This window comes from Paenibacillus sp. S-12, from assembly GCF_030363895.1.
Lineage (GTDB): Bacteria > Bacillota > Bacilli > Paenibacillales > Paenibacillaceae > Paenibacillus_B > Paenibacillus_B alvei.
The window spans coordinates 34,609-49,143 of record NZ_JASIUF010000017.1; the positions used below are offsets into that span (position 1 = coordinate 34,609).

Below are 14,535 nucleotides of genomic sequence, written 5' to 3' on the forward strand. Positions count from 1 at the left end.
AACATGAATAAATACTACCCAATAGCAACCCCCATTTTGAATGGGAATGAAACGAAGTATGTGTTGGACTGTTTGAATACGACGTGGATTTCTTCCAACGGCCCATATTTGGGACAATTCGAGAAGCAATTTGCAGCTCTTTGCCAGACCGAGCATGCCATTGCCTGCAGCAATGGAACAGCGGCTCTGCATCTTGCTCTGCTGGCTCACGGCGTCGAGCCGGGAGACGAGGTGATCGTACCTACACTAACGTTTGTTGCCACAGCCAATGCAGTTGCCTATTGCGGTGCAGTTCCTGTATTTGTCGACGTAGAAGCTGATACGTGGAACATGGACGTTCGTGCAATCGAACAAAAAATAACTGCCCGTACAAAAGGAATCATTGCTGTTCACTTGTATGGTCATCCGGCCGATATGGATCCAATCATGAGGCTCGCAGAGCGATACGATTTGTTCGTGATCGAGGATGCTGCTGAAGCAATTGGCGCTCAATATAAAGGCAGAATGGCTGGTTCGCTAGGCCATACAGCAACATTCAGCCTATTCGGCAATAAGGTCATTACAACCGGAGAAGGCGGCATTATCACAACAGACAACGATGAGATCGCGGATAAAATCAGGCTGTTGAGGGGTCAGGGCATTGATAAAAATAAAAAGTATTGGCATCCGGTTATCGGCTACAACTATCGGATGACGAACATTCAGGCCGCTATAGGCTGCGCCCAATTGGAAAAGGTAGAATGGCATATTCGACAGCGTATCCGGGTAGCGATGCACTATTATGATTATTTAAAGCACGACGATAGACTGGCACTGCCTGTACAACAGATATGGGCCAAAAATGTATTTTGGATGTTCAGCGTTGTATTGAACGGCTATTCCGAGCAGCAGCGAGATCAGATTATGCAATTGTTGAAGGATAAAGGCATTGAAACCAGACCTTTCTTCTATCCCATGCATATTCTTCCTCCGTATCGGAATGGTCAGCTGCTCGATGAATATCCAGTCGCCAACCGAATTGCAGCCCAAGGCATGAATCTACCCAGCCATGGCGAATTAAGTGAGCACGACGTTCAGTACATCTGCCAAACGCTTCAAGAGGTACTATGACATCAACTGAGCTGTTAGGAGGAGACACCTTTGAACCAGCAGTTTCGAATTATCCATTTCATACAAGCAATTATACGGCTTGATGGGAACCATTTCATCGCAGAGCTCTTCCGGCAATTCCTCCACCGGGAGCCGGGAGCAATAGAATATCAGCACTATTCAAGGCTGCTGGCTTCTCACAAAACAAAGGCAGCCATTATTGAGCAAGTCATGTGCAGTAGTGAAGCAGAACAAAACTATCTTCGGCCTCCTGCCAGTTTTATTCCCACGGAGGCCCTTACCGCAGCAAACCTTTTTCGGCGTTTTTACGCTGCAGAGCCTTTTTTCTTTATTCATTCGCTCTACGATGAACTGTTGTGCCGCTGTCCAGATACGTTAGGCTTGCGAAGTCATATACAAGGATTACAGGCCCGACATAGCAAAAAGCTCATGATTCGGCAATTTTTTAATTCCCCGGAATTCCATCACCTGCTTGCACAGCCGCTGCCTCCGTTGAAACCCGATCCGTCTGTCCCCGCAGCTCACTCGGGAATCGTGCAGCATGTCGGGATATTTCTGGCCTATCCGCATCCACTTGCCATGGATGGAGAGGGAATTGGACGTTTTCTCTATCGGCTGACGAGAGGCATGTTGACTAATTTTCCGCATATACACATTCATATTGCTGCGACGGGATACAATTTTGCAGATGCTGAACACACCTTCTCTCCTCTCAGGAATATGTTTCCTGGCCGCGTCCATATTCATCATCACAACAATGTAGAACACTTTAATACTCATGTGCCTGCTGAGGTATGGATTGTGCCGATTCTTACACTTGATCTAGCTATGTTTTTAAGAAAGCCATACATCCTATGCCTGCATGATCTCGTGCACCATCAGTTTAAAGAGCTTTATTTCTCCACCTATCCGGAGTTTTGCCATCGGGTGGATCGCAACGGGTACTATATTTTGCACAAAGCCGCCGCAGTTGTCTCGAACTCGAATTATGTACGAACTCATCACGCGATCGGAATTGCCGGTTTGCCTGTTCACAAAACACATGTCATCCGGCTCGCTCCACCCAGTGACGAGTATCAGTCATTTTCATTCCTGAATGAAGCCCATTTCAGAATGAAATATCAACTTCCTTATGAATACATGGTATTTCCAACTGTACTTCGCCTTCACAAAAACTTTGAACGGCTCATCGCTGCCTATATTAAATTCAGACAGTCCATCGATGGATACCACTCTCGCCTGCGCCTTGTTTTTACAGATCAATTATCTAACAATCCAAAGCAGGCAGAAGTCATGCACATGCTGCACCAGATCCATGATCCTGAAATATTGAACGGTCTCATGTTCATTGGCAGAATTCCGACCTCCGACCTGCCTTCCCTATACAAATACGCAGTAGGCACCATCGTTCCAACCTTGTTTGAAGGCAGCTGCCCATTCCCGATACTTGAATCCTTGACAGTCGGAACTCCTGTTGCCGCCGCCAATATCGAAGTATCGAATGAACTTATTTCAGACATGAGCGCCTTCCTTGCTTTTAATCCTTACTCTGTAGATGAAATTGTAGCTAGTATGAGAGCGCTTTGGGTATTCCGCTATACTTTGCTGCCTAGGCAGCAGGAAGTCATTCAAGGAGCCTTGCAGCGAAGCTGGTCGGATGTAGCCAACGAGTACTATGCCCTGCTCCAGCACGTAGCAACTAATTCCTTATAAGCCTTATCTCTCGGCTCTAATATAGACAAACACGTACCTAGCCTAGCAGCAAACGTTCTATATCATGCCGTAATATTTCAAGTACGCTACACGGAATACATGTATATATTGACTCGCGATCTGATCCCATGTATCCGTCGGATCATGCATGCCTTGCTGCGCTGACGATTTATAATGATTGTAGTTATCAAAAAGAAGCTGCAATGCCTGAGCGATGGAATCCGGAGATTCTGGATCGAACCAAAGGATATCTGCACTATGCCTTGCCAAATGTTCTCTCATTACAGGGATATCTGAGCATAGTACTGGTACTCCGAGCCGCAGTGCTTCTTCAACAGGGTAGCTCCCGCCACCCTCCGACATGCTCGGCATAATGAGCGCCTGGGCTTTCCTGATTATAGGAATCACATTCGAATCCTGAATGAATCCTAATGGATAAATGTCTGCATCCACGCGGAGTCCCGATCTCTCCATTAATGATATCAGCGTAGGCACATACAACTGTTCCGGCCACAGTGGAGGAGCAGAGCGCAGCAATTCCGTATTATGGCCAAACAGAACGAGAGGAACTTTGCCAGAAGCGGTGCAGCGGGAATAGCCCAGCAGCAAATTATAGTGGTTTTTGTGCGGAGATATATTACTCGGATATACGATATATAGCGGCGGGAGACGTACAGCGACATCAGCACTTATCGTCTCCTTGTTCAAGTGTTTTATTGGATCTGCGGGCAATATGGCATGTGGGATAATAGTCGCGTTATTGCCCACCTCACCGAAATAATGAATTAATCGATTTTGCACATGACGCGAAGACACGACAATCGAGGTCATATTACGTAGCCATTCCTGTGCGTCCCGCCAAGCTTGCTGGATGATTGAGCCTGACACATATGGTGGTACAAAGTCAAAGATCGTTGCATCATGAAAGGTGCATATCGTCGGAAGAGCTACCTTCACATAAGCTGGCCCATGCGGCCAAAAGAAATAAACAACATGACAATCCGCTAATAGTATACTTGCTTCGGGCGATTGAATGCTTCCGCTAAAATACACAATATCAATATTGGGGTAGCCGGATGTATCCAAACGCTCCTTGAATTTCGTATCAGGCGAGATGACTAGTCTGACAAGATCAATATCAACCTGTCTGGCCATGGCAGGCAGCATATTTGATAATAATCTGGCTCCACCACCAGCAGATATCATATTGGCACACCATATCATAATCCTCATTATCCACACTCCTTAGAAGCAATATCTTGCTGAATGCAGTCAATCAGTTAATCAATATGCGGCCTACTGTGCTAAGATTCGTGGGAATAGCCGTGACACATCGTGCCAGTTTGCGAGTAAAATGACGATAGAGATTGGAGGGGAACATGAGGATGGCGCAAATCATATGGCATGGCGCTGCATTTGATTCCAGTGGATATGCCAAGGCAACCAGAGAATATGTACTCGCACTGCATGCTGCAGGAGTAGATGTGAAGCTTGAAACCTATCAAGGGCTGCCACAGGTAGGGCTACCAGCCGAACAACAAGCCGTGCTGGAGCACATGCTCCGAAAGCGGCGTAGCACTGTGCAGCGAGTTAGCGTCTATCACTACATCCCGGATTTTTGGCGAAGAAAGCTACGAGCTTCTTTCGGATTTACCTATTGGGAAACCTCCAAAATACCGGATAACTGGATTAAGCAAGCGAATCAAATGAGCGGCGTTCTATTGCCCAGCATCCATAACATCAGCGTATTTCGTCAATCCGGTGTCCAAGTACCACTGTATCACGTTCGGCCTTGTCTATCCGAGCCCTTTCATCCACCTTCGCTAGAATACACACCCGCATATGTAAACCATTTGCCGCCATTTCGTTTTTTATCCGTTTGCTCTTGGATCGATCGCAAAGGAATCGATATTTTGCTCAAAGCATTTTGGAGTGAATTTACCGCAAATGATCCTGTTTCTCTCATTATTAAGACCGCAGGTTCTCCAGACTTGTATCATATTGTGGAGCGTTTGAAGAAAGAACTCCAGTTACCGCATCATCCCGCGCCTGTCTATCTTGATCTGGAGCTGCGCAGTGAGATGGAGATGGATGCCTTATATCGAAGTAGTCATGCTTTTGTGCTGCCGAGCCGTGGGGAAGGTGTCGGTTACCCTGTGTTGGAAGCCGCCATGCGGGGAGTGCCTATTATTGTGACCGGATGGGGCGGCCATCTAGATTTTTTGAATGAATATAACAGCTACTTAATTCCCTACCATCTCGTCCCTGTAACCCCTCAGCCTTATTATCAAGGATATCAGCCGGATCAGTTGTGGGCCGAATCATCGATCGAAGCACTGCGCTGCTTAATGCGGAACGTAGTATCCAATTATGAGGAAGCTGCCATCAAGGGACAAATTGCCATGCAGCATACACTTTCTCATTTTTCACCGGAGAAGGCTGCACAGGATCTCATTTCAGCCCTGTCGCAGACAACAGGCTTCACCTTCGCCTAACGGTAAAGGTGAAGCCTGTAACTCGTGCTATGATAGTCCCATTCGTCCAAGATGGGCCTTAATTTGTCGCAATGCATCATCTACATGTGCTGCCGCAATTGAATGTATCTCTCCTTCATAGCCGATGGAAGCATGATCGTACCGGGAATCATAGTAGTGTGTAAGCATGAGCGACACAGCTTCCCCATAGTTCTCCATGCGAAGAGCCTCAGCAATAGCGTGCGCATGTGGCGTATGCATACGGCGCTGAATGCGTGCAAAGGCTTCACGAATGGCCATCGGATGCTTGGATGGCTCATATTCCTTTACGATATTTCGAACCCGCTCCTGTATCGGCAGTTGGATATCAAGCACCGTACCGGCTTTCTTGGCGTTCATCAGGAATTCAGGCAGCATGACCTTGCCAATTCTTCGACTTTCCGCCTCAAGCAGGATGCAAGGGACTTTTGCGGCCTTCATCTGCTCCATCTTCTCGTACAGCATGGCATCGAACATTTTCTGATTATTCGGAGCTTGTCCGATATGTCCAAATACAGACCCCCGGTGTCCGGCCATCTCTTCCAAATCAAGCACGGGATATCCCTCTGTTTGCAAACGGCGCAGAATATCGGTCTTCCCTGTTCCCGTATGTCCTGACAATACCACACACGGAACTCGCCATTCATATTGCTCCAGTGATTCTTGAATCCATTGACGATAGGTGCGAATGCCGCCTGACAGTCGGTATGGCTTCAGCCCCATCAAAGACATGCACGTAGCCATTGTACGGCTTCGCATGCCGCCCCGCCAGCAGTAAATGACGATCGTGCCAGGCAGCTCCTTGAATTGCTTATATAATAAGGGAAGCTTGGCTGATGCGATCTCTAAGCCCCGCTCCTTGGCCGCTTCTATACTTATCTGCTTGTATATCGTTCCGATTTCCGCCCGTTCTTCATTGTTGAACAAGGGAATATTAATGCTTCCTGGTATTCGGAATTCAGCGAATTCTCCTGGCGAACGCACATCAACAAGCGTTGCCTCCTTGTCCCGCAATGCCATACACTGTTCTAATGAAATATCGTGCATACCCTCTCACCTCTTGTTGTCACTTGCTATACTATGACGAATCTCAACACATTTTCTCGATTTCGATCTACTTTTAAGACTATAGCATTCCGCCTCAGAAATCCACTCCGACAATCGCCGTGCCCTTTTCCCCACTAGGTACATATGTAGTAATAACCCATGATTGTCATCACTGTCTTTTTTCAGGAGGTGTTTCACATCACGACCGTTAAGGCAGTTATATTGGCTGGCGGAACCGGAACCAGATTTTGGCCTTTCAGCCGAGCAGACTATCCCAAGCAATTTTTGCCCATTCTTCACCAGCAATCCATGATCGCCGATACACTGCAGCGAATGCTTGAATATATGCCGCTCGAACATATCTATATCGTATCCCTTGAAGAGTACATTCCTATCATTCGCAGGCAACTTCCAGATTTCCCGCTCAAGAACATTATTGTCGAGCCAATGGCGAGAGATACAGCCGCCTGTATCGGTCTTTCTGCGCTTCACATGATAGCGGCTGACGAGGATCCTGTTCTGATTACATTACCGTCTGATCACTATATCTCTGATACGGATGCTTTTCATGAAGCATTGCGGTCAGCCGTCTATCGTGCCGAACAGGAGCAATGTGTCGTTACGTTAGGCGTCAAGCCAACACGTCCCGAAACTGGATATGGCTACATTCGTATCCAGCAGAACGCGGAGAGCATTGGCCATTCTGGAAGTGCAGGAGGAATAGGAAACATAGGAAGTTCAGCAGCAACGAAGTCAGCCATAATTACCCCAGTCGAAAAATTTATCGAAAAGCCCGACCTGAACATTGCGACCAATATTTTCGCAGACGGATGCCACTATTGGAACACAGGGACATTTATTTGGAGAGCTTCGACGATTATGAACCTGATTCATCTGCACCTTCCTGAGCTGTACCAGGCCTTATTAGATATGAAGGCCATGTTGAACGGTCAAGAGAACGGTCAACAACAGCTCAGAACCGCATACAGTAGTCTCAAGAAGCAATCCATTGACTATGGCGTCATCGAAAAATGTGAATCCATTTATATGATTCCTGTCCATTACGGCTGGGATGATCTCGGCAATTGGAATGCGCTGGAGCGCATTCATCAATCTGATGCTCATCTTAATATTGTTCATGGTCTCTATGAAGGGATCGATACGGAACGCTGTATCATTTATGGGGCAACAGAGCAGCTGATAGCGACTGTCGGGATTGAGGATTTGGTCGTTGTCGCTACAGATGATGTGGTGCTCGTCTGCCCGAAAGAAAGGACGCAGGATATCAAAAAAATGGTGGAGCATTTAAAGTTGCTTGGATATAGCACGTTTTTGTAGAGAGGTGGAACGGACGCAATGTATGTTCACAATATCGGCACCATATTTGAACCGACTGGATATGCGAAGGCGAATCGTCATGTCGTCCTTGAACTTATGAAGATGGGTGTGCAATTTCACTATACTCCGATTCATCCTGAAGTCGTCAGAGTTCCCATGGAGCCAGACATAGAAGCTGCTTTGCAGGCGATTTCACACGCTCCACTGCCAGAGAATCATATTGTATTTACTCACTACCCTGCGATTCAATTTGTGAAGGACATTCATCGATTCACCATTGGCATGACCATGTACGAATGCAGTCGACTACCATTCATGTGGTCCAGAAGATGCAGCAGCATGGATGAAGTATGGGTGCCGTCCAGCTTCAATCGGGAAACCTTCCACCGTTCCGGAGTTCCCTTGCACAAAATTCAAGTGATGCCATACGGTATCGATTCAACCATGTTCTCTCCCGATCATCCTCCGCTCCCGATTCCCGGCAAACGAAGCTATACCTTCTTATCCGTCTGCTCCTTCGATGATCGCAAAGGCATTGATATCTTAATTACCGCCTTCCTCGAAGAATTTGCAGAGTCCGAGGATGTGTGCCTCATCATTAAAACGCGTTCCACTACGGAAGAGGAGATCGGCCGTCAGCAAGCCTATATTGATTCAATTGCCTTCAAGACGGCAGGAAAGTCCCGTTCCTCAATCATTCTTATCTCTGCCATACACAGTTGGAGTGAACCGGAATTGGCAATGCTCTACAACAGTGCCGACAGCTACGTGCTCCCTACTCGGGGGGAAGGGTGGAGCTTAACCGTCATGGAGGCAATGGCTTCAGGCCTTCCTGTCATTACAACACGCTGGTCGGCTCATCTTGATTTCGTCAATGATGCCAACGGATATCTTATCTCCGTCCAAAAGTTCGCGCCGGCTCACCCTGGGAATTCCCGCATGCTGTGGGCAGTTCCTGACCTCATGCACTTAAGGCAACTGATGAGGCATGTGTATGTGAATCGGGAAGAAGCCGCCGCCAAGGCCGCTCTTGGACGACATACGGTAAAGGAGCAATTCACATGGCAAGCAAGCGCAGCCCGTATGCTGCATCGTCTACAGGAAATATCTTCGCGTTAAAAGGGAGATGGCAACCTTATGATTAGTGTCATTGTTCCTACAATCCATCACACCGATCTCGTTAAGCATTGCGTGCACAGCTTCATCCATACCGTGCACGACTTGCCCTATGAAATTATCGTTGTCGATGATGGAAGCTCTGGCTCTATACAGGAGGAGTTGGCAAGATGGGCAGCTCCTCTTCAAGTCCAATTCATTGCTAAGCCGACCAATAACGGCTTCAGTCATAGCGTCAATTTGGGCATTCGGCACGCCAAGGGACAGTACATCTTGCTCGTCAATAATGACGTATTTTTTCATGAACCCGGATGGCTCCACCATCTGATCGCTACCATGAATAGTGATCCCGCAATCGGCATCGTCGGTGCGAGACTTCTCTACCCAGATAGAACGATACAGCATGGCGGTGTTATCCCGACAGCAAAGGGGCATTTCGATCACCGCTACCGCCGGCAGCCCGCCGACTACGAGCCTGCCTTGGCCGTGGAGGATATGAATGCTGTAACCGGTGCTTTAATGCTCATACGCAGGCAGCTCCTCGATCAGGTTGGCCTATTATCCGAGGACTTTTTCATTGCTTTTGAGGATGTTGATCTCTGTTATCGCGCCAAGATGCAAGGCTACCGTGTTGTATATTGTGGAACTGCCTGTGCGCTCCATGCCGAAGGGTATACTCGAGGCACGACGAAAGCAAACAAAAATCCCTATTGGAGACAAAAAGAAATGGAAGCAAGAAAAAAATTCTGGATGAAATGGGGAGGGAAAATCATCCGATGACAGCTCCTCTCGAAGTCGTATACGTGCTTGAATTGACCGGCTTGTCCGGCGGCATCCGCAACGTATTCGAGCAAGTCAATCGACTGCATGATATGGGTGTCAAAGTACATTTATTTGCGCTGGATAAGCAGCCAAACTGGTTCCCGCTTAAAGTGCCTGTTCGCCGCTTCGCCAATTATACGTCCATGATGCGCTACTTGAAGCAAATGAACTGCATTAAGGTCGCAACATGGTGGAAAACACTCTCCGCCGTATGGCACAGCTGTGACCGCAATCGTGGCGGAAGCGGCGTGCCGCTGTACCTTGTGCAGGATATTGAAGAAAGCTATTACCCGAACTGGAATGATATGCAAGAGCGAGTTCGGAATACGTACCGCGTTCCCGTGCATATGATGACCATAGCGGATTGGACGACCAAGCAACTGCTAGAGCGATTCCAGCAGCACGCAAGCAATATTTCCATTGCGGTAGACTTCGATCTGTATAAGCCGAACCGCACCCATGATTATGATCCTTTCCGGATTCTTGCCTGCAGCCGCCGGAGCCAGCATTTGAAAGGCTTTGATATTACGGTTCAAGCTGCGAAAGATGTATGCTCCAGGCTTCCGCAAGCATCGATGATCACCTTTGGCGTAGAACCGCCTCATCTGCAAGGGATCTCTCATTTACATTTCTCTCATCCTGATGATCATCATGTTGCCTATTTATACGCCAACTGTGGAGTATTCGTCCAAACCTCCTATCACGAGGGCTTCGGGCTTCCTATATTAGAGGCAATGGCCTGCGGAGCTCCGGTGGTAACTACCAAGGCAGAAGGAAACGAGGAATTCTGTCACAATGAGTGGAATTGTATTCTGGTGGAAAAAGGGGATGTTGCCGGCGTTTCGCAAGGTATCCTGCGCATACTGACCGATCCTCAATTCGCCGCCTACATCACGGCCAATGCCATGGCGACGGCACAGCACTACAATTGGCCGCGCATCATGAATAATTTGACGAATGTGTTTCACGCTGTGGCGCCGCAATTGCAACGGTAAATGTTCCATGAAATAGGCCCCACCCGATTGTTATCGGAGTGGGGCCTATTTCATGTCCAGCGGCACGAATCTTATTTAGCAGCCTCATATCGGATATGGGCAAATACTTCATTCCATACTCTATCGCACTCTTCATCCCAGCCAATAGGGAGCATTAGCCCACATGTATTGGCGAGCGGCCAGTTCAGATCTACTACTCGATACTCGCTGCCGGGATTCACAACCAGCAAGCTGAATTGGTGCTTTACGAGCGAAGCCAGAGCAGCCTCCAGCTCCGCGGCTTCATCATAGGAGGCGTTCATACGGAGGAAGAAGAGGCGCTTGCTGTGCTCCGCCTTCGTTAGGAAGCGATGAATTCTTCGCTGCAAGGTCTCCATGAATGTCGGATATTTTAAGGCAATTCCCCTCCGCCGAGCCGAATGCAAAAAATCATGTACAGACTGGACATGATACACCCGATCTCTCACACAATAGTTATGGTAAAACACGATGCTTTCCACGACAAAGTGATCGGGATGCATGAACTTGGCAAATCGATTGCGAAGCAGCATACTTACCCCTGGCGTCGAATTGGAATACATCCAATCGATCACACCGCTATATGGCCGCAAGCCATAACGTTCTAATCGCTGTGCGGGGTAGCAATTAGAACCTAGGCTGTATACGGCGTCGTATACCCCATTGACGTCAGACAGCAGCACGACAATCTCCTCCACTACGTAAGATTGAATGGTGTCATATATGTTTCCTCAGCCATCTTGCCGCCCCACTTCAGCTCATAATACCGTTCATACAAGGGCCAGGTGGTATCAATAATAAAGTTATAACGAGCATCTGACTTTCTTGTTGAGCTTACATGATGATCGACCGCCAACCCTGTAAACACTTCATCATAACCAGCAAGTCTTAACCTGCGATGATAGTCTATATCGGCAAAATAACTGCTGAACACAGTATCCCATGATCCTGCAGCTCTTACCGCCTCCATATTGTAAGCAGCGAGTGCATCAAAGTTCGTTAAGGCAAGCCCCCACTTTCGTCCACTATTCTTCAGTTCCTCAAGCACGGCCAAAAATGCTTCTGGCGTACCCGGATGCGCCTCTGCATCATTATGCATATAGAACACCGCATCGGCTTCCTGATCGGCAGCCACCTTCTGGAACCAATTCATCGATTGGGTAAATGTCAGCGGTACAGGAGGCTCATACACGGTAACACGCCGCGACAATTCACTGTCATATCTCAGCTCGCGCGTTGGAGAGTTATCCAATACGTAAGTATGTTTTCTATACAGCTCAATACTGTCTATTGCCCGGTACAATAAATCTTTGCGGTTCACGTACGGGATTCCCACAACGTAACGCATAGCCACTCACTCCTTTTTTCTTTTCCTTACACCGTTATAAATGCCGAACCCGTTCCGCTATTTTTTTCGCGGAATTTTCCCACGTCCAGTGTGACAGCACTAGTTGCGAGATGTACAGGCTTCGCTCCTTCACTATCTCTTGATTCTCATATACATGGCGCATCAGATGAGCCAGATGCTCATAATCCGGTTCTGCCCACTGAAAACCTTTATAATACGGACATTTTGCTACAGCCGGAACCAGTCTCTTCACTTGAATGGGGTACCCGGTATGAATGTTCAAAAAGTCTCGCTGTGCGCTCCAATCTGTCGCGATAACCGGAATGCCGCAAGCCATCGACTCCAAAATCGGCATGCCCCAGCCCTCTCCCCTTGTAGGCAACACAAAGCAGTCTGCCGAACGATACAAGCTTCCGAGCAAATAGGACGGAATGGTTTGATTCTCGATAATGATGATCTTGGATTCTGCATGCTTCAGATTCAGCTTCCGAATTTCCGCACGCACATTCACTTCTGGATCTTTGTTCGTTATTTTGCAGACGAGCACCACATCATCGAAGGCGAACTCATTTGCGAATGTTCGCAGCATTTCCTCAGGGGCCTTACGTTCTCCCCATTCGAATACACTCAAAAACGTAAATTTTTCTGAGAAGCGGAAGGAACGGATGTTTGGGTTGAAAAAATTCGGATCAATCCCTAATGGGATGACATGAATCGGGACATGAACCCCGCTGTTGCGGAAGGTTTCCACATTGAAGCTGGACGGAACCCACACTTCGTTCATTCGATTGCACTGACGCACCCATTCTTCAGGCAAGCCGTCCACTTCCAGCATCGTATAGCCGATTTTGTATCTGCCCTCATTTTTGAAAAACACGTCGCCTTGTCCGTATACTACCTCAGGGGCCGATGCATCTCGATTGCGCATGCTGAATATATTTACGCGATAATCATCGCTCATATTAGGCTCCTTCGTATGGAAGGGTGTTCCGGGGCCATACACATAACGATAATGCATTTTAATATGCTGCTCGTCGAGGGCGATCATAAGGTTGCGGGAGGAATTCGCATATCCGCTAGGCAGATTGACGATGGAATGCCAGTTCAAGTGAGCTTGATATTGCCCTGCAAGATGATGGCCCCATTTATTGCGGAATATAGCTTGTGACTGCAAGAACAACTGATTAAAGTCTACATTATTCACCTTCGTAGAAGTATTTTGCGCATGAATCAACGTTACCCGACCATCGTAGATAACTCGAAATCCTGCGGCCAGCGTTCGCAGACAATAATCTGTGTCTTCAAAATACGCAAAATAATCAGTATCCAATGAACCGATGACATTAATGAGTTCGCGCTTCACATAAGCACATGCAAATACAACCCCTTGTACATCGCGTACACCTTCATATTGACGTATATCTGTCTGCATTCCACCGATTTGCTGCCCCCAGCACGTTTCCTCAAAAATGTACGTCCCTGCATGCTGCACCTTCCCGTCTTCGCCGCGCAATCTGCAGCCCACTACTCCGATATCTGGGGAGGAGAAAGCCGTCTCCTGCAGCCGCTCCAACCAATCCGCCTGCGAAATTAAAATATCGTTATTCAATAGCAAAATATCGCTTTCCAGATCACAGTGAGCAATCGCAAAATTATTGCCGGCCGTAAAGCCAATATTTTGGGGGCTCTCAATTAACGTAACCCAGTTCAAACCACGGAGATAAGCTACGGTTCCATCCGTACTCCCGTTATCCAGCACCACAATATTAACCAGTTCATGGGAAGCCATGGGAGCGAGTGAAGCAAGACATTGCTTCGTATGCTCCAATCCGTTCCACGTCAGGATGACAATGGACACTTTGCGCCGAAGCGAAGGTGCAGGTGTACAATTTTCAATCGACTTGGCGGGAGGGTATTCCAAAATTTCAAATCTTCCGAAATCAACAGGTCCATTATGTCTTGGCGCTTGGGGGGCACGTAGCAGCATTTGGCATTCAGGCGACATAAGAACACCTACAATAATCGAGAAACGAGGCTTTCCCTGTCTTAATAGGATGGAATAGTGCCAAAATGCACCCTCTTCTACTTCTCTGCAAAGCATTTCTCGATATAGCTCATGTGGAAATTCATTCGGATCGATCGTTAATAAGGAATAAATGCGATGAAAGATACGAAAAGGTGCCCCCCCCATATCGATCCTACCTTCGCGGGTAAAAGCCTGCTTCAACTCTTTGCTCTTCATGAACTGAATCATAATCGTGAGCTTCGTATGCCCTGCGCGCAGCAGTCCAACAAAATGGCTCAGACCAGCCAAATCCGGCTCTCTGTTCAACACCTGCCTATATAGTTCCGACACGAATGCTTCCTCTTCCAAGCGGAACATCTGGTGTAACGTCTGGATGATATTCAAACTCGATCCCTCCATACACATTACGGATGATACGGTCATTTACATTAGTGTATTAGCACAGGTTCCAATTTGACTGTGTATTTGACCGAAAAGGGCGCTAAATAA

The 14,535-nt window shown here is 47.6% G+C and carries 12 protein-coding genes; 7 read left to right on the forward strand and 5 right to left on the reverse strand.

Going from position 1 to position 14,535, the window contains the following annotated elements:
• Positions 1-3: 3 nt before the first annotated feature.
• Together NO352_RS16845 and NO352_RS16850 are read left to right on the forward strand one after the other, a co-directional pair.
• A complete protein-coding gene (locus NO352_RS16845; protein WP_289356199.1) occupies positions 4-1,110 on the forward strand; it encodes a DegT/DnrJ/EryC1/StrS family aminotransferase in 1,107 nt (368 codons plus the stop codon).
• Between the two features lie 30 nt (positions 1,111-1,140).
• Positions 1,141-2,823 carry a DUF4214 domain-containing protein gene (locus tag NO352_RS16850; RefSeq protein ID WP_289356200.1) on the forward strand — a complete coding sequence of 561 codons (1,683 nt, stop codon included), beginning with the start codon at positions 1,141-1,143 and terminating at the stop codon, positions 2,821-2,823.
• A 57-nt stretch (positions 2,824-2,880) separates the two neighbouring features.
• Here the strand turns inward: NO352_RS16850 and NO352_RS16855 are convergent, their stop codons facing one another.
• Positions 2,881-4,056: a glycosyltransferase gene (locus NO352_RS16855; protein ID WP_289356201.1), complete on the reverse strand. Its 1,176-nt coding sequence runs from the start codon at positions 4,054-4,056 to the stop codon at positions 2,881-2,883.
• 152 nt (positions 4,057-4,208) lie between these two features.
• Here NO352_RS16855 and NO352_RS16860 point away from each other — a divergent pair, with 152 nt between their 5' ends.
• Positions 4,209-5,318 (forward strand): glycosyltransferase, encoded by a 1,110-nt coding sequence (locus NO352_RS16860; protein WP_262866643.1) that lies wholly within the window; start codon positions 4,209-4,211, stop codon positions 5,316-5,318.
• A 27-nt stretch (positions 5,319-5,345) separates the two neighbouring features.
• Here the strand turns inward: NO352_RS16860 and mnmH are convergent, their stop codons facing one another.
• Entirely contained in the window at positions 5,346-6,383 is a 1,038-nt protein-coding gene (mnmH, locus tag NO352_RS16865; protein WP_289356204.1) for a tRNA 2-selenouridine(34) synthase MnmH, read from the reverse strand.
• A 159-nt stretch (positions 6,384-6,542) separates the two neighbouring features.
• Here mnmH and NO352_RS16870 point away from each other — a divergent pair, with 159 nt between their 5' ends.
• The 4 genes from NO352_RS16870 to NO352_RS16885 are packed head-to-tail and all read left to right on the forward strand — an operon-like array spanning position 6,543 to position 10,654.
• The gene (locus tag NO352_RS16870) at positions 6,543-7,721 is read left to right on the forward strand and encodes a mannose-1-phosphate guanylyltransferase (protein WP_289356205.1); all 1,179 of its coding nucleotides are present in this window, start codon (positions 6,543-6,545) and stop codon (positions 7,719-7,721) included.
• 18 nt (positions 7,722-7,739) lie between these two features.
• Positions 7,740-8,840, forward strand: coding sequence for a glycosyltransferase family 4 protein (locus tag NO352_RS16875; protein WP_268598768.1), 1,101 nt, complete (start codon positions 7,740-7,742; stop codon positions 8,838-8,840).
• An 18-nt stretch (positions 8,841-8,858) separates the two neighbouring features.
• A complete protein-coding gene (locus NO352_RS16880) occupies positions 8,859-9,617 on the forward strand; it encodes a glycosyltransferase family 2 protein (protein ID WP_289356206.1) in 759 nt (252 codons plus the stop codon).
• Complete coding sequence (locus NO352_RS16885; protein WP_005548649.1) at positions 9,614-10,654, forward strand: glycosyltransferase family 4 protein; 1,041 nt, start codon at positions 9,614-9,616, stop codon at positions 10,652-10,654. Before NO352_RS16880 ends, NO352_RS16885 begins: the two co-directional genes overlap by 4 nt.
• 71 nt (positions 10,655-10,725) lie before the next feature.
• On the opposite strand, the gene NO352_RS16890 is transcribed toward NO352_RS16885, so the two are convergent.
• The 3 genes from NO352_RS16890 to NO352_RS16900 are packed head-to-tail and all read right to left on the reverse strand — an operon-like array spanning position 10,726 to position 14,430.
• Positions 10,726-11,355: a DUF1796 family putative cysteine peptidase gene (locus NO352_RS16890; RefSeq protein WP_289356207.1), complete on the reverse strand. Its 630-nt coding sequence runs from the start codon at positions 11,353-11,355 to the stop codon at positions 10,726-10,728.
• Positions 11,356-11,369: 14 nt separating this feature from the next.
• Positions 11,370-12,020 (reverse strand): glycosyltransferase family 2 protein, encoded by a 651-nt coding sequence (locus NO352_RS16895; RefSeq protein WP_005548652.1) that lies wholly within the window; start codon positions 12,018-12,020, stop codon positions 11,370-11,372.
• Between the two features lie 34 nt (positions 12,021-12,054).
• Positions 12,055-14,430, reverse strand: a complete 2,376-nt coding sequence (locus NO352_RS16900) for a DUF4214 domain-containing protein (RefSeq protein ID WP_289356208.1) — start codon at positions 14,428-14,430, stop codon at positions 12,055-12,057.
• Positions 14,431-14,535 lie beyond the last annotated feature (105 nt).